At 69.1% G+C, this 20,649-nt stretch carries 18 protein-coding genes; 10 read left to right on the top strand and 8 right to left on the bottom strand.

The window, feature by feature from the left end; genetic code table 11:
* Positions 1-101 precede the first annotated feature (101 nt).
* The 6 genes from HNQ52_RS00650 to HNQ52_RS00625 all read left to right on the top strand — a co-directional run bounded on the left by HNQ52_RS00650 (position 102) and on the right by HNQ52_RS00625 (position 7,812).
* Entirely contained in the window at positions 102-1,268 is a 1,167-nt protein-coding gene (locus HNQ52_RS00650) for an acyl-CoA dehydrogenase family protein (protein ID WP_183958760.1), read from the top strand.
* 25 nt (positions 1,269-1,293) lie between these two features.
* A complete protein-coding gene (locus HNQ52_RS00645) occupies positions 1,294-1,818 on the top strand; it encodes a GNAT family N-acetyltransferase (RefSeq protein ID WP_425486439.1) in 525 nt (174 codons plus the stop codon).
* A 73-nt stretch (positions 1,819-1,891) separates the two neighbouring features.
* Positions 1,892-4,153 carry a thiamine pyrophosphate-dependent enzyme gene (locus HNQ52_RS00640; protein ID WP_183958756.1) on the top strand — a complete coding sequence of 754 codons (2,262 nt, stop codon included), beginning with the start codon at positions 1,892-1,894 and terminating at the stop codon, positions 4,151-4,153.
* A 220-nt stretch (positions 4,154-4,373) separates the two neighbouring features.
* Positions 4,374-5,273: an adenylate/guanylate cyclase domain-containing protein gene (locus HNQ52_RS00635; RefSeq protein WP_183958754.1), complete on the top strand. Its 900-nt coding sequence runs from the start codon at positions 4,374-4,376 to the stop codon at positions 5,271-5,273.
* A gap of 26 nt (positions 5,274-5,299) precedes the next feature.
* Positions 5,300-6,898 (top strand): calcineurin-like phosphoesterase C-terminal domain-containing protein, encoded by a 1,599-nt coding sequence (locus HNQ52_RS00630; protein ID WP_183958752.1) that lies wholly within the window; start codon positions 5,300-5,302, stop codon positions 6,896-6,898.
* A complete protein-coding gene (locus HNQ52_RS00625; RefSeq protein WP_183958750.1) occupies positions 6,895-7,812 on the top strand; it encodes a glycerophosphodiester phosphodiesterase family protein in 918 nt (305 codons plus the stop codon). Before HNQ52_RS00630 ends, HNQ52_RS00625 begins: the two co-directional genes overlap by 4 nt.
* A gap of 4 nt (positions 7,813-7,816) precedes the next feature.
* On the opposite strand, the gene HNQ52_RS17505 is transcribed toward HNQ52_RS00625, so the two are convergent.
* The 6 genes from HNQ52_RS17505 to HNQ52_RS00595 form a co-directional block, all read right to left on the bottom strand.
* Entirely contained in the window at positions 7,817-9,331 is a 1,515-nt protein-coding gene (locus HNQ52_RS17505) for a C13 family peptidase (protein ID WP_183958748.1), read from the bottom strand.
* 2 nt (positions 9,332-9,333) lie between these two features.
* A complete protein-coding gene (gene mtnC / locus HNQ52_RS00615) occupies positions 9,334-10,101 on the bottom strand; it encodes an acireductone synthase (protein WP_183958746.1) in 768 nt (255 codons plus the stop codon).
* 17 nt (positions 10,102-10,118) lie between these two features.
* The gene (locus tag HNQ52_RS00610) at positions 10,119-11,738 is read right to left on the bottom strand and encodes a right-handed parallel beta-helix repeat-containing protein (protein ID WP_183958744.1); all 1,620 of its coding nucleotides are present in this window, start codon (positions 11,736-11,738) and stop codon (positions 10,119-10,121) included.
* A 194-nt stretch (positions 11,739-11,932) separates the two neighbouring features.
* Positions 11,933-12,490 carry a 1,2-dihydroxy-3-keto-5-methylthiopentene dioxygenase gene (locus HNQ52_RS00605; protein WP_183958742.1) on the bottom strand — a complete coding sequence of 186 codons (558 nt, stop codon included), beginning with the start codon at positions 12,488-12,490 and terminating at the stop codon, positions 11,933-11,935.
* Entirely contained in the window at positions 12,487-13,125 is a 639-nt protein-coding gene (locus tag HNQ52_RS00600; protein WP_183958740.1) for a methylthioribulose 1-phosphate dehydratase, read from the bottom strand. The genes HNQ52_RS00605 and HNQ52_RS00600 overlap by 4 nt, the downstream gene beginning before the upstream one ends.
* An 87-nt stretch (positions 13,126-13,212) precedes the next feature.
* Positions 13,213-13,962, bottom strand: coding sequence for a type 1 glutamine amidotransferase (locus tag HNQ52_RS00595; protein WP_183958737.1), 750 nt, complete (start codon positions 13,960-13,962; stop codon positions 13,213-13,215).
* A gap of 186 nt (positions 13,963-14,148) precedes the next feature.
* Between HNQ52_RS00595 and HNQ52_RS00590 the strand changes: the two genes are divergently transcribed.
* The 4 genes from HNQ52_RS00590 to HNQ52_RS00575 all read left to right on the top strand — a co-directional run bounded on the left by HNQ52_RS00590 (position 14,149) and on the right by HNQ52_RS00575 (position 17,802).
* Positions 14,149-14,592 (top strand): Rrf2 family transcriptional regulator, encoded by a 444-nt coding sequence (locus tag HNQ52_RS00590; RefSeq protein WP_183958735.1) that lies wholly within the window; start codon positions 14,149-14,151, stop codon positions 14,590-14,592.
* Between the two features lies 1 nt (position 14,593).
* Positions 14,594-15,517, top strand: a complete 924-nt coding sequence (locus HNQ52_RS00585) for an NAD(P)/FAD-dependent oxidoreductase (protein ID WP_183958733.1) — start codon at positions 14,594-14,596, stop codon at positions 15,515-15,517.
* The gene (locus tag HNQ52_RS00580; protein WP_183958731.1) at positions 15,514-16,188 is read left to right on the top strand and encodes a class I SAM-dependent methyltransferase; all 675 of its coding nucleotides are present in this window, start codon (positions 15,514-15,516) and stop codon (positions 16,186-16,188) included. The genes HNQ52_RS00585 and HNQ52_RS00580 overlap by 4 nt, the downstream gene beginning before the upstream one ends.
* A gap of 138 nt (positions 16,189-16,326) precedes the next feature.
* The gene (locus tag HNQ52_RS00575; RefSeq protein WP_183958729.1) at positions 16,327-17,802 is read left to right on the top strand and encodes a DNA recombination protein RmuC; all 1,476 of its coding nucleotides are present in this window, start codon (positions 16,327-16,329) and stop codon (positions 17,800-17,802) included.
* Positions 17,803-17,836: 34 nt separating this feature from the next.
* On the opposite strand, the gene HNQ52_RS00570 is transcribed toward HNQ52_RS00575, so the two are convergent.
* The gene (locus HNQ52_RS00570; protein WP_183958727.1) at positions 17,837-19,162 is read right to left on the bottom strand and encodes an amino acid permease; all 1,326 of its coding nucleotides are present in this window, start codon (positions 19,160-19,162) and stop codon (positions 17,837-17,839) included.
* Between the two features lie 3 nt (positions 19,163-19,165).
* On the bottom strand, positions 19,166-20,632 hold the full coding sequence (locus tag HNQ52_RS00565) for an amino acid permease (RefSeq protein ID WP_183958725.1): 1,467 nt from the start codon (positions 20,630-20,632) through the stop codon (positions 19,166-19,168).
* Positions 20,633-20,649: the final 17 nt, after the last annotated feature.

Here is a 20,649-nt window from a genome sequence, read left to right as displayed (position 1 = left end):
GCGCGGTCGCAAGGCCGCGCCCGCATGCGTTGTGGGCCTAGCGAAGGTAGACTATCCGGCTAACGCGCGCGCCCCGCGCGCCCTGCCGTCGAGCGTCCGCCATGCCCGCGTTGAACCCCACCGATCTTTTCGACATCCGTTCCCAGCTCAGCGAGGAAGAACGCGCGGTGCAGGACACCGTCGCGCGCTTCACCGACGAACGCGTGCTGCCGATCATCGGCGATTGCTTCGACGAAGGCCGCTTTCCGAAGGAACTGATTCCCGAGATTGCAAGCCTCGGCCTGCTCGGCTCGTCGCTGCCGGAAGAGTACGGCTGCGCCGGCCTCAACGGCGTCTCCTACGGGCTGATCTGCCAGGAACTCGAACGCGGCGATTCAGGCATCCGCAGCTTCGTCTCGGTGCAGAGCTCGCTCTGCATGTATCCGATCTACGCCTACGGCTCGGAAGAACAGCGCCGCGAATGGCTGCCGCGCATGGCCGCGGGCGAGGTGATCGGCTGCTTCGGCCTCACCGAACCGCACGGCGGCTCGGACCCGGCCAACATGAAGACCTACGCCAAAAAGGACGGCGGCGACTGGGTCATCAACGGCGCCAAGATGTGGATCACCAACGGCAACGTTGCGCAGATCGCCATCGTCTGGGCGCAGACCGAGGAAGGCATCCAGAGCTTCATCGTGCCCACGGACACGCCCGGGTTCACCGCGCAGGTGATCAAGCACAAGATGAGCCTGCGTGCGTCGGTGACGTCCGGCCTGTTCTTCGACAACGTGCGCATCCCGGACAGCAACCGCCTGCCGAACGTGAAGGGCCTCAAGGGCCCGCTCGGCTGCCTCACGCAGGCGCGCTACGGCATCACCTGGGGCCCGATCGGCGCCGCCATCGCCTGCCTGACCGAAGCCAACAACTACGCGAAGGACCGCGTGCTGTTCAATCGCCCGATCGCGGCCACGCAGGCGGTGCAGCTCAAGCTCGCCGACATGGCGCGCCGCATCACGCTGGCGCAGCTGCTGTCGCTGCAGCTCGGCCGCCTGAAGGACGCGGGCACCATGCAGCCGGCGCAGGTGTCGCTGGCGAAGTGGAACAACTGCCGCATGGCCATCGACATCGCGCGCGAAGCCCGCGACATCCTCGGCGGCGCCGGCATCACCACCGAGTACTCGCCGATCCGCCACGCGCTGAACCTCGAATCCGTCATCACGTACGAAGGCACGGAAACCGTGCACCAGCTCGTGATCGGCCGCGAAGTCACGGGCATCAATGCGTTCTGATCGGCCAGCGTTTGCGGACGGCCCGGTGCTCGAAACCGAGCGCCTGATCCTGCGCCCGCCCGGGATGCAGGATCTGGACGCCTTCTGCGCGTTCGCCTCCGATGCGGCCACGATGACGCATCTGGGCGGCGTGCAGGCGCGCTCGCAGGTGTGGCGCGCGCTCACCTCGATGGCGGGCGCGTGGCACCTCGAAGGCTTCGCGATGTTTTCCGTCATCGAGAAGGCCAGCGGCCGCTGGATCGGCCGCCTCGGTCCGTGGATGCCGGCCGACTGGCCGGGCACGGAAGTGGGCTGGGGCCTGCTGCGCGAGTTCGAGGGCAAGGGCTACGCCGCCGAAGGCGCCACCGCCGCGATGGACTGGGCCTTCGACACGCTCGGCTGGACCGAGATCATCCACACCATCGCACCGACCAACCACGCGTCGATCCGCCTCGCCGAACGCCTCGGCGCGCGCCATCGCGGTCCAGGCCGCCTGCCGGCGCCCTACGGCGATCTGCCCGTCGACATCTGGGGCCAGACGCGCGAGGAGTGGCGCGCCCGGCGCCGCTGACACCCACACCTTTCGACACCGCTACCACCATGCCCGCGCCTCCCGCGGGCATGTCACGTTCAGGACCCGAACAATGGCTGCCCAACCGATCCCCGCCCGCATGCGCGGCCTCAATCGCGCCGAAATCTGCGACCAGAACTTCATCGAATTCGTGCAAGGCTGGAACGGCCGTGCCGATGCGAAGCCGGCCGCGCATGAAGCTGTGCTCGACGGCAGCGGCGCCACCGCCGCGGACTTCGAAGCGCTGTTCGAATCGCAGCTGGTCTCGCGCCATCTCGACCTGATGGCGCGCGTGCTGCGCGTGAAGAACAAGGTGTTCTACACCATCGGCTCCAGCGGCCACGAAGGCAACGCGATGGTGGCGCGGCTGACGCGGCACACCGATCCGGCGTTCCTTCACTACCGTTCCGGTGCGTTCATGGCCGAGCGCTTCCGCAAGCTGCCGGGGATGGATCCGATCATGGATTCGGCGCTGAGCTTTGCGGCGAGTGCGGAAGATCCCGCGTCCGGCGGCCGCCACAAGGTGTGGGGCTCGAAGCCGTTGTGGGTGTTGCCGCAGACCTCCACCATCGCGTCGCACCTGCCCAAGGCGCTGGGCACGGCCATCGCGATCGAACAGGCGCGCCGCATTGGCCACACCTTGCCGGTTCCCGCGGACTCCATCGCGATCTGCTCGTTCGGCGACGCATCGAGCAACCACGCCACCGCGCAGACCGCGTTCAACGCCGCCGCGTGGACCGCGTACCAGAAGCTCCCGGCGCCCGTGCTGTTCGTCTGCGAAGACAACGGCATCGGCATCTCGGTGAAGACGCCGGGGGGCTGGATCGCGGCCAATTTCTCCGGCCGCCGCGACCTGGATTATTTCTACGCCGACGGTCTCGACGTTGCCGAGGGTTACACCCAAGTGCAGCGCGCCGTCGAACACTGCCGCACCACGCGCCGCCCCACGTTCCTGCACCTGCGCACCACCCGCATCATGGGCCACGCCGGCACCGATTTCGAAATCGAATGGCGCAGCATCGAGGAACTGTGCGCCGTCGAAGCCACCGATCCGCTGCTGCGCAGCGCCGCGATCGCGCTCGAATCGGGTCTGTACTCGAAGGACGCGCTGATCGCCAAGTACGAGGACATCCGCGCCAAGTGCTTCGCCGCCGCCGACGAAGCCGACCGCCGCACCAAGATCACCACGCTGGCCGAAGTCGTGCGCCCGCTCGCACCGTACACGCCCGATGCCGTCAAGGCCGAAGCCGAACGCGTCACCGACACCGACAAGCGCATCGCCGTCTTCGGCGGCGAGGACAAACTGCCAGAGCGCCAGCCGCCGCGGCACCTCGCGATCCAGATCAACAACGCGCTGCACGACCTCTTCGCCAAGTACCCGGACACGCTGCTGTTCGGCGAGGACGTGGCGCAGAAGGGCGGCGTCTACACGGTGACCAAAGGCCTGCACAAGACCTTCAAGAACGCCCGCGTGTTCAACACGCTGCTCGACGAGACCATGATCCTCGGCCTCGCGCAGGGTTACGCCAACATGGGCATGCTGCCCGTGCCCGAAATCCAGTACCTCGCGTACTTCCACAACGCCTGCGACCAGATTCGCGGCGAAGCGGCCTCGCTGCAGTTCTTCTCCAACGACCAGTACCGCAATCCGATGCTGGTGCGCATTGCCGGCCTCGGTTACCAGAAGGGTTTCGGCGGGCACTTCCACAACGACAACTCGATCACCGCGCTGCGCGACATCCCGGGCCTCGTGGTCGGTTGCCCGAGCCGCGGCGACGACGCCGCGACGATGCTGCGCACGCTGGCGGCACTCGCGCGCGTGGACGGCCGCGTGACGGTGTTCCTCGAACCGATCGCGCTCTACATGACCAAGGACCTGCACGAGGCCGGCGACGGCCAATGGCTGTTTCCGTACCCGGCGCCGGACCAGGCGATGCCGCTGGGCGAAGGTCGCGTCTACAACGACGACGCCGACGACCTAGTGATCTTCAGCTACGGCAACGGCATCCCGATGAGCCTGCGCGCGGCGCGCGCGATCGAGGCCGCGCACGGCTGGCGGGTGCGCGTGGTCGACCTGCGCTGGCTGGTGCCGCTCAACGAGGCGTTCATCGCGGCGCAGGCGAAAGGCGCCAAGCGCATCCTCGTCGTCGACGAAGGCCGCCACAGCGCCGGCGTGGGCGAGGGCGTGATCACCGCGATCGTCGAAGGCGGTTCGGGTGCGACGCCGCTGCGGCGCGTCGTGGGCGCGGACACGTACACGCCCCTGGCCGGTGCGGCGCTGCTGGTGCTGCCGGGGGATGACGACATCGTTAATGCGGCAGCGGAGCTGGCCTGAGCCTCCGCGATATCGGGATGGTGGCGCCCCCGTCGTCCCGGCGAAAGCCGGGACCCAGTGGCGTGGCTCTCTCGGACGGGCGTGGAAGAGCAACGCCACCGGGTCCCGGCTTTCGCCGGGACGACGGTGAGGGGCGATCGGAACCCCGTGCGCAGCGTCGTGGCGCGACTCTGCAAACCGTCTGGAGCCCGCCACACGATTCGCCTATGATGTTCCGGTCATGACGCAGACCCAAGCCCTCGCGATCCTCTTCGCCGATGTCAGCGGCAGCACCAAGCTGTTCGAGCAGCGCGGCGACGTCGAGGCCCGGCGCATGATCTCGGCGGTGCTCGATGCCCTGTCCGACGTGGCGGCGCGGCACGGCGGCAAGGTCATCAAGACCATCGGCGACGAAATCATGTGCACCTTCCCGGGCGCCATGAACGGCGTGATGGCGGCGTGCGACATGCAGCGCCGCATGGCGCAGGACATCGTCTTCGTGCGCGACAACCTCGGCATCCGCATCGGCATGCACCACGGCGACACGTTGGTCGAGGACGGCGACGTCTACGGCGACGCCGTCAACACCGCCGCTCGCATGGCCTCGCTCGCCAAGCGCGAGCAGATCGTCACCACGGCCAGCACGCTGAAGGGCCTGACCAACGTCGGCGCCATCCGCAGCCGCAGCCTCGGCCGCGCGCGCGTCAGCGGCAAGCTGCTGCCGATCGAGATCGTCGACGTCATCTGGCAGGAAGACACCTCCAACATCACCACCGTGCAGCGCGCCATCCGCATCGACGACGGCGGCACCACCGAAGTGAAACTCACGCTGCGGTTCCGCGGCCAGGTCATCGAGCTGAACGAGAATTCGCCGATCTTCATGATGGGGCGCGACGCGTCCAATGCTCTCGTGGTCGACGCCGAGTGGGTCAGCCGCACGCATGCGACGATCGAGTTCAAGAAGGGCTACTTCGTGCTGGCCGACCGCAGCACCAATGCCACCTACCTCAAACTGGGCGACGACGAGGAAATGCGGCTGCACCGCGACGAGGTGCATCTGCGCAAGTCGGGGGCGATCAGCCTCGGCCAGGCGATCGCGCTCAACCAGAGCGACGTCGTCTACTTCCAGTGCAACTACTGACGGGCCGCGCGCACGTCGGACGTCCCATGCCGCGGCTCGTGCTCCTGCTGCTGTCGTGCATCGTGTTTCCGGCGGCCGCCGCGCAGATGTCCGGGCGCGTGTTCGAGGATCGCGACGGCGACGGCGGGCGCGATCCGCGCGAGCCCGGCGTCGCCGGCGTCAAGATGTCGAACGGCCGCGACATCGTCGTCACCGACAGCGGCGGCCGCTATCGCATCCCCGTCCGCGACGGCGACACCGTGTTCGCGATCAAGCCGCCGGACCACGCGTTCGCCGTGCGCAGCAACGGTTTGCCGGCGTTCTGGCGACACCACGTTCCGCGCGGTTCGCTGAAGCCGCGCCACGGTGGCATCGCGAAAACCCGCGCCACAGGCAAGTTTAACGTTGCCCTGACGCGGCAGGCACGTAGCGCGGCGGAGCTCGACGTGCTGGTCTTCGCCGATTCGCAGCCCAAGACCGCCCTGCAGGCCGGGTACTTCGAGCGCGACATCATCGAAAGCGTGCTCGCCGACCGGCCCGGCGTGCCCGCGGCCGATCTCGGCCTCACCTTGGGCGACGTGGTCGAGGACGATCTTTCGCTCTACCCGCAGATGATCCGCGCCACCGCGCGGCTGCGGACGCCGTGGCTGTACGTCCCGGGCAACCACGACATCGATTTCGACGTGCCCGACGATGCCGCTTCCACGCTGACGTTCCGCAACACCTTCGGGCCCGACACGTACGCCTGGGAAGAGCCCGGCACCGCCTTCGTCGTGCTCGACGACGTGATCTACCTGCCGGGACAAAAGCCGGCCTACGTCGGCGGCATCGGCGACGACCAGTTCGCGTTCCTCGAACGTTACCTCGCGACGCTGCCCGACACCCATCGCGTCGTGCTCGCGGTCCATATCCCGCTGTTCGACGCTCCGGGCGCCGGTGAAACCTTCCGCCGCGCCGACCGTCTCCGGCTGTTCGACCTGCTTGCACGGTTCCGCCAGCCGCTGGTGCTGAGCGGACACAGCCACACCCAGCGCCACGTCTTCCACGGTGCCGACAGCGGCTGGACCGGCGCCGAACCCCTGCACGAATACAACGTGGGTGCGGCCTGCGGCGGCTACTGGTCGGGCGTGCCGGACGAGCGCGGCATTCCCGACGCACGCATGGCCGACGGCACGCCGAACGGTTATGCGCGCGTGGCGTTCGCACCGCAGGCATACCGCATGCACTGGGTGGCCACGGGCATGCCCGACGCGCAGCGCGCGATGCTGCTGAGCGCGCCGAAGGTGTTGCGGCGCGGTGCGTATCCGGCCTTCGGCGTCCATGCCAATGTCTACATGGGCATGGACGACACGCGCGTGGAGTACCGGATCGACGACGGAGCCTGGACTCCGATGCGCAGGCTCGAGGCGCCCGATCCGGCACTGACGGCGCTCAACGTGCTCGACGATCTCTCCGCAACGCTGCGCTCGTTCGATCGTTCCGTGACGGCCGACGTGTCGCACCACCTGTGGCGCGGCACGCTGCCGACCGACCTTGCGAGCGGCGAGCACCGCATCGAGGTCCGGGCTTTCACGCGCTGGGACGGCGAGGTCCGCGCCGTCACCGGCTACCGCCTCGACGACGCTCCGCCGTCCGCCGCGCCGTGACCTGGTCCACGCTGGACGGTCTGCCGCCGCGGATCATCGCCCACCGCGGCGCCAGCGGTCTGCGCCCGGAGCACACGCTGGAGGCGTACACGCTCGCGCTGGAGCAGGGCGCCGACGTCGTCGAACCGGACCTGGTCGTGAGCCGCGACCTGCAGCTCATCGTGCGGCACGATCGCGGCCTGGCGCGCAGCACGGACGTCGCGGCGCATCCCGCGTTTGCCGCGCGCAAGCGCGACGGCGACTGGTGGGCCGAGGATTTCGACGCGGCCGAGATCGCCCAGCTGCGCGCCACCCAGCCGTTCCCGCAACGCGACCACCGCCACGATGGCGAATTCCGCATCCCCACGTTTGCCGCCGCGCTGCTGTGGGCGGAGACGGCAGCGCGCCAGCGCAACGCGCCGGTGCTGCTGTACCCGGAACTGAAGTCGCCCGGCCTGCTTGCCGCGCGCGGGCGCGATCCGCTGCCGCGCTTCTTGGCCCTCGCGCGGCAGCGCAATCCCGCGCGCGTGCAGCTGTGGCTGCAATGCTTCGAGATCGAGCCGCTGCGCCAGCTGCGGGAGCAGGCCGAATTGCCGGTGTTCCTGCTGCTCGACCAGGGCAGCGACTGGCGCCGCGCGCTGCGTCTGCACGGCGGCGATGTCGACGGATTCGGGGCGCACAAGAGCCTGCTTGCGGATGCGCGCGGCGACAGCACGGGCCTGGTCGAGGAGGTGCATGCGCGCGGGCTGCGCGTGCATGCCTGGACCTACCGCGACGATGCCGTCGCTCCCGGTGTCCGCAGCATCGATGCCGAGCTCGATCTCGCGTTCTCGCTCGGCGTCGACGGAGTGTTCTCGGACTTTCCGTCGACTGCGCTGCGCTGCCGGCAGCGGTACGCATCGTTTGCGCAGGCGCTCGGGAACGACCGGGGCTGACGCCTCAGCGGATCGCGTTCGCCGCTTCGTCGGAGGTGTCGCGGCCGTCCGTGTCGTCAGGTCCGGTCCGTGCGGGGACCGCGTCGCGCGCCGCGCCATCGGCGTCGCCGGCGGCCGCTTGACCTGCCGGCGTGTCCGGCCGCGGGACGAACGGCAGCGCCGCGCCCGGCGTGAAACCGGCGCGCCACCGGTCGAGCTGCGCGAGGATGCGCTCGCCGGCATCCCATTGCGGCTCGGACGGGTCGAACTCCTCGGCCTTTTCGCGCTCGGCGATCGCGGTACTCGCCGTTTCGAACGCTTCGCGCAGGTCCGTGGTGCGGTTCAGCGCTTCTGCAACGAAGGCGTTGCCGAACCACGTGATGTCCGACTCCGATCCGCAGCCGAACGAGGTGCGGTCGGCGCGCGCCGCGGTGATCACGAGCGTCTGCGGATCGCGCAATGCCTCGACGAATCCGCCCGAAAAACACGCCGACACCACCACCACGCGCCAGCGGATGCCGGACGCATCGAGCGCGGCGCGCAGCCGCTGCGGCGTGATCTGGTCGAACGGCAGCGGCGGCTGGTTGACGTAGAGTTCGTGGTCTTCGCTGCCGTGGCTGGTGAGGTAGACGAAGACGATGTCTTCGTCCGGATCGATGCGTTCGCCGATGGCGGCGAGTCCACGCTCGAGGTTGGTGGCGGTCGCCAGCGGCCGCGTCGCGACGCTGTCGGGATGATTGAGCAGTCCGAGCACGCGGCCGGCGGCGTCGAAACGCTGCGGGAACAGGCGCTCGATGTATTCGACCTCGTTGCGGAACACGTCTTCGCCGGCATCGCCGCCGAAGGCGAGCACGTACATGTCGACCGTGCCCGGTCGCTGCGGTGCCAGCGCCGCGACGGCAGCATCCAGCCGCGTGCCGAGCGCGTACATGGCCGCCTCGGGATCGGCCAGCTCGCCCGGCTCGCCGCTGTCCTCGAACTGCGACGTGTCCGCCGAGAGCGCCTGCCAGTCCGTGGTCCACAGCAGCTGCGACTGCAGCACGAACCACGGCAGCAGCAGCACGGCGGCAGCCAGCGGGCCCGCGAGCCCGCGTCCGAGGCGGGAGCGCGTGAGGAACCAGGCGAGCCGCAGGAGAATCGCGAACGTCCACGCCATGGCCGCGCCCCACATCCACGGCGACGCCAGCGCCTCCCAGCCGCCCGCAAGGCCCACGCAGGCGAGCAGCGCGGTCGGCAACAGCATCGACGCCTGCAGCCAGCACGCCACCGTCCAGAACAGTGCGCGGCGATCGCAGAGGGCGCACAGCACGGCAGTCGCGGCCAGCGCGAGCATCGCGCGCATGGCCCAGGTCTGGATGCCGAAGCCGTTGAGCGTGCGCGGCGGATCGAACAGACGCCATTCCCACGCCAGGCCGACCGCCGCCAGCAGCAGGCTCGTGAGCAGGAATGTGCCCACGCCGCAGTCGAGCGGCGTTCGCCGCGGCGCGAGCAGCAGCGACAGGCGCAGCCCGCCGCCGAGCACGCTGGCGATGGCGCGCACGCTCAGCCCGCCGCGCCCGGCGCGTTCGCCGGATCGCCGTCGCCCGGCCGGATGTCGGCAAAACTCGTGACGCGGGCGTGGCCATGCGTGACATCGCCGGTGCGCGGTGCCGGATAGTCGTCGATCCGATCGAGCAGCACGGTGGCAAGGCCCGCCTCGCGCGCCGCGTCGAGTTCCGCGACGACGTCGGAGAGGAACACGATGTCCGCAGGAGCGCGGCCGATCGCCTCCGCGATGCGGCGGTAACTGGCCGCATCGCGCTTGCCGCCGATTTCGGTATCGAACCAGCCCGAGACCAGCGGACGCAGATCGCCGGCCTCGCTGTAACCGAAAAACAGCTTCTGCGCGGGCACCGATCCGGAGGAATACACGTACAGCGCGTGGCCGGCCGCGTGCCAGGCGCGCAGCGCGCGCGGCGCATCCGGATACATGTGCGCGGCGAAGTCGCGGCGCGCGTAGCCGTGCTGCCAGAGCAGACCCTGCAAGGCCTTCAGCGCGGTGTGCTTGCTGTCCGCGTCGACCCAGCCCTGCAGCGTCTCCACGAGCACATCGTCGCTGCAGATGCCGCCGGCATCCACCGCCGCCGCATCGAGCCAGCGACGCACCTCGGGCTCGTGACCATGCTCGCGCACGAAGTCGGGCAGCGCGGCGCGGGCGTACGGAAACAACACGTTCTTGACGAAGCTGATGCTGCTGGTGGTGCCTTCGATGTCGGTGAGGATGGCGCGCACGGTCGGTTCCACGATTCGCAAAGCGAAACGATACCGCATGTGCCGCGGCGCGCGTGTCAGTCCTCGAACCCGTCGCCGAACACGCGATCGAACGGCGCAGGCACGGCACCGACTTCCACCGCGCCCGCATCGCATGCGACACCGGCAGGACGCGGCGCGCCGCGCTGGTCGACCGGATCGATGCCGCACGCGGCCGTCGGCACGAAGTCGATCGCGTCGCTGCCGGCGGCGGGCGGCAGCGTGGGGGTGGGACCGCCGTGCTCGCCGAACGCGAGGAAGGGCAGGGTCGCGTCGAGCAGATCGTCGCCGCCGAAGGCACTTCCGCAATACGTGTCGTCGCTGAGGTTGTAGCCGAGCGAGACGATCTCGCCGCCGGCGCAGTTGCCCGAGGCCGTGGCGTCGATGGCGTTGGCGGCGACGATCGAACGCTGAACGTAGATCGTGCTGCCGGGCGCGGCGCCGGGGAAGTTCGCGATGCCGGCGCCGTAGCCGGCGCGGTTGCCGACCACGGTGACGTCGTCCAGAATCGCGACCGCGCCGGATCCGGTCTGGTACAGCGCACCGCCGCCGGAATCGGCGGCGGCCTCGTTGTCGTGGAACGTGGACGCGCGCAGCTGGATGTCGCTTGCACTGTAGACGGCGCCGCCGTGCGCCGCGGACAGATTGCGCACAAACGTGCTGTTGCGGATCGACGCGTTGCCGGCGGCATCGAGCAGGCTCACGGCGCCGCCGTCGTCGCCGGCGGTGTTGCCGTCGAACAGCGACGTATCGATCGCCAGGTCGCCGCCGTTGCGCTGCCAGATGGCCCCGCCGAGCGCGGCGGCCGTGTTCTCGACAAAGCGGCTGCCGGCGATGGCGACGACGCCAGTCTGCGACTCGATCGCGCCGCCGTAGGTGGCGTCGTTGCCGATGAAACGGCTGCCGGCGACGCGCAGTTCGCCGGCAGGATCGACGAAGATCGCGCCGCCGTCGAACGCCCGGTTGTCGGCGAAATCGGTGCGTCGGACGACCACGGTGCCGGCGCTCACGAGGATCGCGCCGCCGAGTGAAGCGGCGGGCGTCTGGCCGTTGCCGGCGAACACCGCATCCTCGATGGTGGCGGTGCCGCCCTCGTTCGTCAGCACCGCGCCGTCCGGCACGATCCCGGCGCCGGAGAACGTGTTGTTCTCGAACACGCCGCCGCGGACGAGCAGGGTGTCGTAATTCGCGATGAGGCTGCGGCTGGGCGCGTTCGGCCCCACCTGCACGTCTTCCAGCGTCAGCGTGCCGAAATTCTCGATCGCGTGCTGCGTGGTGCCGACGTTGTCGCGGATGCGTACCCCGCGCAGCCGCAGCGAGCGGTCGTCGAACACCTGGAACAGTGCCTGCACACCGTTGCCGGTGAGGGTGACATCGCCGTCGGCGACGATCGCGACATCGCTGCTGATCTGGCGACGGACGTCGAACAGCACGGTCAGCGGCGCGGGGCAATCGAAACCGATCGTGCCGCCGCCGCTGCCCTGCACGTCGGCCAGGGCAGCGAAAAATCCGGCGGACGTGCACTCGGCCCCGTCCACCACCGCGTCGTCGGCAAGCGCGGGGTTGCAGGACAGCAGCGCCACCGCAAGCAGACGGCAAGCGGGCAGGGCGGAATGCTCGCGACGCAAGCGCGGGCAGGACGGCTTCGAAGCGTTCATGGCGTTCCTCGGTCGGCGGACGGACACGGCACCACGCACCCACCGCCCCATGCTACGCGCCCGCTGTGCGCGACGCATGGACGATGCACGTGACTGTGCCGATCCGATCAACGCCGGACGGGGACGAATCCCGACACGCTGTCGGCCACAACGCAGATCGCCGGGCGGCGAGGCCAGGCGCCTCCGCCGCGCGGCTAGCCTGCCTGTCCCGGCTCGTAGCGGGGAAACTTCCCCGCGATGTCGGTGCCGGTGAAGTGGCCGACCCAGCCGTCCGGCTCGGTGAAGAAGCGGATGGCGACGAAATACGGTTCCGGCCCCATGTCGAACCAGTGCGTGGTGCCGTCCGGCACGCCGATGAGATCGCCCTGTTCGCAGCGGATCTCGTACACGCGGCCGTCCACGTGCAGCGTGAACAGGCCCGAGCCGGCGACGAAGAAACGCACCTCGTCTTCCTTGTGGAAGTGTTCGTCGAGGAACTTGCCGCGCATCGTCTCGCGTTGCGGATGGTCCGGCGCGATGCTGACCACATCGATGCTCTTGAAGCCGTTTTCCGCGACGAGGCGGTCGATATCGGTCTTGTAGGCGGCCAGCACGTCTTCGGACGGCGCCCCGGGCTCGATCGGATGCATCGCCTCCCACTGCTCGAAGCGCACGCCGATGCCCGCGAGCTTGTGCGCGATGCTGGCGTGGTCGGTGCTGACGAAATCGGGCGTGACCGGATCGTCGTCGGCGAAGATGCGTAGACGGCTCATGCGCGCAACCTCCTCAGGTCCAGTTCGCAGGCGAGCAGGAAGTCGAAGGCCTCCAGGTGACGGCGGGCTTCGGCCATGGTGCGGCCCCAGGCATAAAGCCCGTGGCCGTCGATCAGGTAGCCCCAGAGCGTCTGCGTATCGAGCAGGCGATCCACGCGGGACGCCAGTTCCGGCATGTCCTGCGTGTTCGGCAGCACCGGCAGATCGATCGCCGCCTCGTGCGTGGCGTTGCCGTGCAGCGCCTTGAGCAATTCGTAGCCCGCAAGCGGGACCTTGCCATCCGCTGCGAACAGGCGCGACGCCACCGTCTGAACGCGCGAATGCGTGTGCAGCACGCAGCCGATGTCCGGACACCGGCGGTAGAGCTGCGTGTGCAGCAGGGTTTCGGCGGACGGGCGTTGCGTCGTCGCCACGGGCTGGCCGTCGAAATCGACCACCATGATGTCGCCGTCGCCAAGCCGCCCCTTGTCGCGGCCGGACACCGTGATCGCGGCGTGGCGATCGTCCAGGCGCAGCGAGAAGTTGCTGCTCGTGGCCGGCGTCCAGCCGAGCGCGGCAAGCTCGCGCGTGTTTTCGACGAGTTCGCGCGCGGCGGCATCGAACCGCTGTCGGTCGTAGGGCAGGGGCTGGTTCATCGATCGAATCTTAGCGCAAGCGTAGCGATGCAATGCGCACACCGGCGCTGCGGATGCGCGGCGTTCATGCCCGCGTGCGGGACGCGTTCACAGGTGCGACGGCAGCGCGATGCGTCGCCGCGGCCGGCCGACCAGATCGAGGAAATTCTCGAACACGTCGCGGGCCGCGTCCTGCGTGGCGGCGGCGTGTTCGAGCGTGGCGCGCCGGATGGTCTCCGGACATTGCCCGGCGTCGGCGGCGAGCAGTTCCTCGCGGTAAGCGGGAATCGAAAGCCAGCGCTCGATCAGGGCGCGATCGACCTCCAGATGGAATTGGAATCCGTAGGCGTTGTCGCCGTGGCGAAAGGCCTGGTTCTCGCAGCTCGACGTGCGTGCGAGATGCGTTGCCGACCGCGGGATGTCGAAGCTGTGGCCGTGCCACTGGAACACAGGGCGCACGCGCCCGAGCGGCGCCAGCACGCGGTCGACGCGGCCGGCCTCCGTGGTGGACAGGTCGTACCAGCCGATCTCGTGGCAGCGGTGGCGCCGCACCGGCGCGCCGAGCGCGTGCGCGAGCAGCTGCGCGCCAAGACAGATGCCGAGCACGGGCTTGCCTTGCGCCAGCGCGTGTTCGATCAGGCGCAGCTCGGTGCGCAAGTGCGGCCGCGCCGCCTGATCCTCGACGTTCATCGGCCCGCCGAGCACGATCAGTCCGCGATAGCGGTCGAGCGACGGCTGCGCGTCCGGATCGCGCTGGAAGTTGACGTAGCGGATGCGATGCCCGCGCGCCCGGATCAACGGATCGAGCGTGCCGAGCGGCTCGGCGGCCACGTGCTGGAGGACAAGGATGCGGGACATGCGGCGCGGAGACGGAGAAGGGTCACTGTGCCTGCGCGCCGCGGAGAGGGGAAGGGCTGGGAAGGCATGACGTCAGAACTCGCCGATGGAGCGAGTCCAGGCGTTCGGCCCGCGTGCGCTGCCGATTCAGGATGTTCTTCGGCAGCATATTTGACGCGCAACCGGATATGAAACATCATCAGTTACATGAACCGGGACAGCCGCCTTTCATCCGTACTGCATGCCCTGCTGCACATGGCCGAGCACGACGGCCCCGTCACGTCGCAAACGCTGGCGCGATGCCTGGGCACCAATCCCGTCGTCGTCAGACGCACGATGGGGTATCTGCGAGAGGCCGGCATTGTCACCGCGGGTCGCGGCCATGCAGGAGGCTGGCGGATTCGCGCAGACCTTGCCACCGTCACCCTGCGCCAACTGCATGCCGCGCTGGGCGAGCCGGCGCTGTTCGCGGTCGGCAACCGCAACGAAGCATCGCAGTGCCTGGTCGAGCAATCGGTGAATGCCGCGCTCGAAGGCACGTTCGCCGAGGCCGAGGCGCTGCTGCTCACGCGCTTCTCGGAGATCACCCTGGCCGATCTGGCCGCCGACTTCGCACGCCGGCACGCGGCTGCGCGACGCCCGAGGAATTGAGATGCAGCACGACGTGATCGTCATCGGTGGAAGCTATTCGGGCATGGCCGCGACCCTGCAATTGTTGCGCGCGCGCCGGACCGTGCTGGTGATCGATGCCGGCGAGCGGCGCAACCGTTTCGCCCGCCATGCGCACGGCGTTCTGGGCCACGATGGCGAGCCACCGGACGAACTCGCGGCGAACGCGCGCCGCCAGCTCGAAGCGTATGCCACGCTGACCTGGGTCGAGGGGCGGGTCGACGCCGTGGCCGGGCAGGTGGACGACTTCATCGTCACGACCACGGCCGGCCTCTCGTTCCGAGGGCGCCGCGTTCTTCTGGCCAGCGGCGTGACGGACCGCCTTCCGGCCGTCGAAGGACTCGCCGAACGTTGGGGCAGGACGGTGTTCCACTGTCCGTACTGTCATGGCTACGAACTCGGCCAGGGCCGCATCGGGATCGTCGGCGCAAGTCCGATGTCGATCCATCAAGCCGAGTTGCTCACCGACTGGGGCGATGTGACCTTGCTCGTCAACGGTGCCATGGATCTGGACCACGAGGCCAGGTCCGGGCTGGAGCGACGCGGCGTGGCGATCGAGGATACGCCCATCGACAGGATCGAGGGCTCGGCCGACGTGGTGATGGCCGACGGACGACGTCTGCGCTTTGCGGGTCTGTTCACGGCCACGCACACGTCTCCTTCCGGCGCTCTGGCCGAAACGATGGGCTGCGCACTGGAAGAGACGCCGTTCGGTGTCCAGATTTGCGTCGACGCCGAGGCCCGAACCTCGGTCGCAGGCGTATTTGCCTGCGGAGATGTGGCGCGGGCGCCGCATTCGATATCGCTGGCGATCGGTGGCGGAGCGCTCGCGGGCGCCCAGGTCCACCGTTCGCTGCTCTGGCCCGGGACCATCGCCTCCGCGCAGGCCGACAGCGGCGTTCGATGATCCCGTTCTCCGATCCCGTGGTCGTGGCGGGCTATGCCGAACGAACCGCCCGGATCGTCCCCGGTCTGAGGGACCTGCACACGATGGCAGGTGTCCTGCTGGCCGAACGCGCGCCCGCCGACGCACGCATCCTGGTGCTCGGTGCAGGCGGTGGGCTGGAGCTGAGGGCGCTTGCCGGCATGCATGCGGGCTGGCGCTTCGACGGCGTCGATCCGTCTGCACCGATGCTCGATCTCGCCCGCACCACCCTCGGACCTCTGGCGTCTCGCGTGCGCCTGCACGAAGGTGATGTCGACAGCGCGCCGATGGGGCCGTTCGACGGAGCGACGTGTCTGCTGACGCTGCATTTCCTGCCGTCGCACGAACGCCTGCAGACCCTCGAGCGGATGCTGGTGCGACTGCGGCCCGGCGCATCGCTGGTCGTTGCGCATCACAGCATTCCCGGCGACGCGCCTGCGCGTGACAGGTGGCTTGCACGCAATGCAGCCTTTTCGGCGGCGTCCGGCGTGCCCGCGGCGCAGGCCGACGGCAGCGTCTCGGCAATCCGGGAGCGGCTTCCCGTGCTTTCACCGGCGCAGGATGTCGATCTGCTGGGTGAGGCCGGATTCACGGACATCGAGCTCTTCTACTGCGCGTTCACCTTCAAGGGCTGGGTCGCCTATCGTCCGTGAACGCCTGCGCCGCGAGGCAGGTGCGCGCAGGCTGCGGGCGAGCCGGAGATCACCGATTGCCGCCCGGGCGAGCCCTCGCCACGGCGCCGGCGGCACCGATCGCAGCTCCTGCGACGTCGCCGCCGCTAGAATCCAGACATGCTCGAGACTCCCGTCACGCTGATACTCGTCGCGCTTGCCGCCGTCCTGCTCGGCATCGTCCTCGCCCGACTGCTGCTCGTGCCGCGCGCGCATGCCCGCGGTCGCGAGGCGCGCGAGCCCGAACTCGTCGCGCTCGCACGCGACCTGCAATCCACGCAGGCCCAGCGCAACGATCTGGCAGCCCGGCTCGAAGCCGCCGACCAGACCATTCACACCTTGCGCCAACGCGCAGACGCCCTCGCCGACGAGCGCGCCGGCCTCGCCGCGCAGGCCGAGCGCGTCACCGGACTCGAGCGCCAGCTCGCCGCACTGACCGAGGAGCTCCGCATCTCGCGCGAACAACGCAGCCAGGCCAAGTCCCTGGCCGCGGACCTGGCCGCACGGCTCGAAGAACAGAAATCCGCCACCGACGCGCGGCTGCGCGAGTTCGATGTCCGGCTCAAGGCCGAGATCGGCAACCTCGCCACCACGCTGCTGGAGGAAAAGTCGCGCGCCTTCGGCGAACGCAGCGAGAAGCAGCTCGGCGGCCTGCTGGCGCCGCTGCGCGAGCAGTTGCAGCAGTTCAGCCAGACCATCGCCAATACCAACGTCGAGATCCACTCGCTCAAGCAGCTCAACCGGCAGATTACGGCCGAGGCCGCCAACCTGACCCGCGCGCTGAAAGGCGACAGCCGCACCCAGGGCGCCTGGGGCGAACTCGTGCTCGAACGCGTGCTGGAGATGTCCGGCCTGCAGCAGGGTCGCGGCTACGAGCTGCAGATGGTGTTCCAGGACGAGGAGGGCGGCCGCCCGCGTCCGGACGTGGTGGTGCGCCTGCCCGACGCGAAGGATCTGGTGATCGACGCCAAGGTCTCGCTGATCGCGTGGGACCGCGCCTGCGCGGCGCCCGACGATGCCGAACGCGCGATGGCGATGAAGGCGCACGTCGAATCGCTCAAGCGCCACATCGACGGGCTCGGCAAGCGCGACTACACCCGCGTCGAAGGCCTGCGCACGGTTGATTTCGTGCTGATGTTCGTGCCGGTGGAGGCGGCGTGGATCGAGGCGCTGCGAATCGACGACGGCCTCTACGCCCACGCGCTCAAGAGCAATATCGCGCTCGTCAGCCCGAGCACCCTGCTGGCGACGCTGCGCACCGTGGCCCACCTGTGGAAACTGGAGGACCGCAACGTCAACGCGCAGGAAATCGCTCGTCAGGCCGGGGCCCTGCACGACAGCTTCGTGCTGCTCGAATCCGAACTCGATGCCGTCGGCGAACAGCTCGCGCGCGCCGCGCGTTCGCACGAAAACGCGGTCAAGCGCATCAGCACCGGCAAGGGCAACCTGCTCGGACGCGTGGACAAGCTGCGCACGCTCGGCGCGAGCGCACGCAAGCAGCTGTCGGACCGGCGCCTGGAAAGCGAGGACGAGGGTCCGCCGGCGGCCGATCCGGTCGCCGACGGGTCACCGCCGGATCCGGCCCAGGGAAACTAGGCTGGGCAGCGGCCGGCCGAACCGGCGACCGAGGTCAGGCCTTGGGGCCGAACAGCCGAAACGCGCCCCACACCACGGCCACCACAACGACGCCACCGCCCAGCATCGACAGCGGATACGAAGCCAGCAGCAGCACGCAGGCGAGCAGTGCACCGATGCCGAACAGGCGGTCCTGGCCGTTCGGACGCCGCTGCGCGGTGCCCAGCAGCAGGCTCAGGCCTGCCGCGGCGTAGGCGAGCACCACCATCATCACGACGATCTCGACGATGAGGCCGAACTGGTCCGCGACGGTGGGCGACAGCGTCAGCAGCGCGATGCCGCTCATCGCGGCGGCGACGATGCCCAGCCCCCACGCCGCCGCACCGCGTCGGTTGAAGCGTCCGAACACGGCGGGCAGGAAACCGCGTTGCGCCGCACGCGCACCCGATTCGCCGGAGACTTGCATCCAGCCGCCAAGCGTGCCGGTGGCTTTCAGCGCGGCCGCCGCGGCGATCACCGGAATCGCCCAAGGGCCGAAGATCTCGCCGGCCACGAGCGCGAACGGGGCGCTGGACCCGGCCAGCGTCGACGCCGGCACGATGCCCATCACCAGCACCGACGACACCAAGTACACCGTCCCCGCGATCAGGATGCCGGCGAGCGTGGCGCGCGGCACGTCGCGCGCCGGATCGCGCACGATGCCGGCCACCATCGCGCCGGTTTCGAGCCCCACGAACGCCCAGAAGATCGGCGCCAGCGACGTGAACACCAGGGCCATGTCCGAGCGCGGCGCCGGAACGCCGCCGTCGGGGGCGTTCCAGGCTTCCCCGGTGGTGTTCCACGCGGCGTGATACATCGCCGAATCGAAACTGCCCCAGCCGAAGATCAGCACCACGGCCACCGGCAGCAGGCCGAACACCACGCAGAAGGACTGGAAGCGGGCCACCGGCCGCGGCCCGAGCAGGTTGATCGCGAACATCATCCAGATCAGCACCACCTGGCCTGCGACCTGCACCGCCGGATTGCTGCCGTCGAACGGCAGCAGCATGATCAGATAACCGAACGCCGCCACCGCGATGGCGTTGTTGCCGATCCACGACGACACCCAGTACAGCGTGGTGGCCAGGAAGCTAGCATCGCGCCCGAGCGCCGGACGCACGTAATCGTCGGGCGTTTCCAGGCTCGGATAGTCGCGCGCCAGGCGGGCGAAGGCGCCGCCGAGCACCAGCGCGAGCACCATCGTCATCAGCCAGCTCAGCACCGTGACGGCGCCGGACTGCGCAAGCGTCGCCGGCAACAGGAAGAACCCCGAGCCGATCATGTTGTTGGCCACCACGAAGGTGGCCAGCAACGGGCCGATCTTCTTTGCGGGTGCCGTCATGGCTCAGCGCTTGCGGAGCTTGCTGTTGCGGTATCCGTAGAGGAAATAGATCGCCATGCCGATCGCGGTCCAGCCCACCATCAGATGCCAGTGCTGCGAGAACGGCTGCCAGAAGAGGTACAGGCACGCAGCCGCGCCGAGCGGGCAGATGATGGACGCGGCCGGTACGCGGAACGGCCGCGCGAGGTCCGGGCGCGTGCGGCGCAGCACCATCACCCCGATGCAGACCGTGGCGAAGGCGAGCAGGGTGCCCATCGACACCAGCTCGCCGAGCAGGCCGATCGGCAGGAACCCGGCCAGTGCCGCGGCCACGACGCCGACGATGATCGTGCCGATGTACGGCGTCTGGTGTTTCGGATGCACCTTGCCGAAGAAGCGCGGCAGCAGCCCGTCCTGCGCCATCGCGTAGAAGATGCGCGGCTGGCCCATCAGCATCACCAGGATCACCGAGCTCAGACCCGCGATCGCGCCCAGCTCCACCACGTGCTTGAGCCACAGCAGGCTCGGATAGGCTTCCAGCGCCGTGGCCACCGGCTTGGGCGTGCTCAGCTGGGAGTAGGGCAGCATGCCGGTCAGCACCGCCGAGACGATGATGTAGATCACCGTGCAGATGAGCAGCGAACCGAGGATGCCGCGCGGCATGTCGCGCTGCGGGTTCTTCGCCTCGCCGGCGGCGGTCGACACCGCGTCGAAGCCGATGTAGGCGAAGAAGACCACCGCCGCGCCGCGCACGATGCCGTCGAAACCGTAGCGCCCCGGCCCCTGGTTTTCCGGGATGAACGGCACCCAGTTGTCCGGATTGACGAACTGCAGGCTGAAGGCGACGAACAGCAGGATCACCGTGACCTTGATCGCGACGATGATCGAGTTGACGAAGGCCGACTGGGTGATGCCGACGTAGCACAGCCCGCTGATGGCCGCGATGATGAACACCGCCGGTAGGTTGATGATGCCGCCGGTGTAGACGAGGCTGCCGTCCACCACGTTCAGCGGCGCCGCCGCGAGCGCCGCCGGCAGCGCCAGACCGAACGAGCCGAGCAGGCTGTTGAGGTAACCCGACCAGCCCACGGCCACCGTGGAGGCGGCGAACAGGTATTCGAGCACGAGGTTCCAGCCGATGAACCAGGCGACGAATTCGCCCAGCGTCGCGTACGAATAGGAGTAGGCGCTGCCCGACACCGGCAGCATGGCCGCGAACTCGGCATAGCACAGGCCCGCGAGCGCGCAGGCGATGCCGGCGAGCACGAAGCTGAGCACGATCGCGGGGCCGGCATGCTCGGCCGCGGCGTGGCCGGTGAGCACGAAGATGCCCGCGCCGATGACCGCGCCGATGCCCAGCATGATGAGCTGGTTGCCGGTCAGGGTGCGCTTGAGCGCGGTTTCGCCCTGCAGCGAGCCTTCGACGGGTTCGCCGGCATCGACATGGCCGGCGGGCGCCACCGGTTTCGTGGCCAACAGGTTCTTGAGCATGCGACTTCCCCGTGCGT

The sequence above is a fragment of the Chiayiivirga flava genome (assembly GCF_014202825.1).
Taxonomy (GTDB): Bacteria; Pseudomonadota; Gammaproteobacteria; order Xanthomonadales; family Xanthomonadaceae; genus Chiayiivirga; species Chiayiivirga flava.
The sequence above is the reverse complement of the archived record's forward strand: the minus strand, read 5'-3'. Positions and strand labels throughout refer to the sequence as shown.

What these genes read in the sequence shown, in the direction of transcription:
- HNQ52_RS00650 (WP_183958760.1), top strand. Translation starts at nt 102, where the DNA reads ATGCCCGCGTTGAACCCCACCGATCTTTTCGACATCCGTTCCCAGCTC.
- HNQ52_RS00640 (WP_183958756.1), top strand. Translation starts at nt 1,892, where the DNA reads ATGGCTGCCCAACCGATCCCCGCCCGCATGCGCGGCCTCAATCGCGCC.
- HNQ52_RS00635 (WP_183958754.1), top strand. Translation starts at nt 4,374, where the DNA reads ATGACGCAGACCCAAGCCCTCGCGATCCTCTTCGCCGATGTCAGCGGC.
- HNQ52_RS00630 (WP_183958752.1), top strand. Translation starts at nt 5,300, where the DNA reads ATGCCGCGGCTCGTGCTCCTGCTGCTGTCGTGCATCGTGTTTCCGGCG.
- mtnC (WP_183958746.1), bottom strand. Translation starts at nt 10,101, where the DNA reads ATGCGGTATCGTTTCGCTTTGCGAATCGTGGAACCGACCGTGCGCGCC.
- HNQ52_RS00610 (WP_183958744.1), bottom strand. Translation starts at nt 11,738, where the DNA reads ATGAACGCTTCGAAGCCGTCCTGCCCGCGCTTGCGTCGCGAGCATTCC.
- HNQ52_RS00605 (WP_183958742.1), bottom strand. Translation starts at nt 12,490, where the DNA reads ATGAGCCGTCTACGCATCTTCGCCGACGACGATCCGGTCACGCCCGAT.
- HNQ52_RS00600 (WP_183958740.1), bottom strand. Translation starts at nt 13,125, where the DNA reads ATGAACCAGCCCCTGCCCTACGACCGACAGCGGTTCGATGCCGCCGCG.
- HNQ52_RS00595 (WP_183958737.1), bottom strand. Translation starts at nt 13,962, where the DNA reads ATGTCCCGCATCCTTGTCCTCCAGCACGTGGCCGCCGAGCCGCTCGGC.
- HNQ52_RS00590 (WP_183958735.1), top strand. Translation starts at nt 14,149, where the DNA reads ATGAACCGGGACAGCCGCCTTTCATCCGTACTGCATGCCCTGCTGCAC.
- HNQ52_RS00585 (WP_183958733.1), top strand. Translation starts at nt 14,594, where the DNA reads ATGCAGCACGACGTGATCGTCATCGGTGGAAGCTATTCGGGCATGGCC.
- HNQ52_RS00580 (WP_183958731.1), top strand. Translation starts at nt 15,514, where the DNA reads ATGATCCCGTTCTCCGATCCCGTGGTCGTGGCGGGCTATGCCGAACGA.
- HNQ52_RS00575 (WP_183958729.1), top strand. Translation starts at nt 16,327, where the DNA reads ATGCTCGAGACTCCCGTCACGCTGATACTCGTCGCGCTTGCCGCCGTC.
- HNQ52_RS00570 (WP_183958727.1), bottom strand. Translation starts at nt 19,162, where the DNA reads ATGACGGCACCCGCAAAGAAGATCGGCCCGTTGCTGGCCACCTTCGTG.
- HNQ52_RS00565 (WP_183958725.1), bottom strand. Translation starts at nt 20,632, where the DNA reads ATGCTCAAGAACCTGTTGGCCACGAAACCGGTGGCGCCCGCCGGCCAT.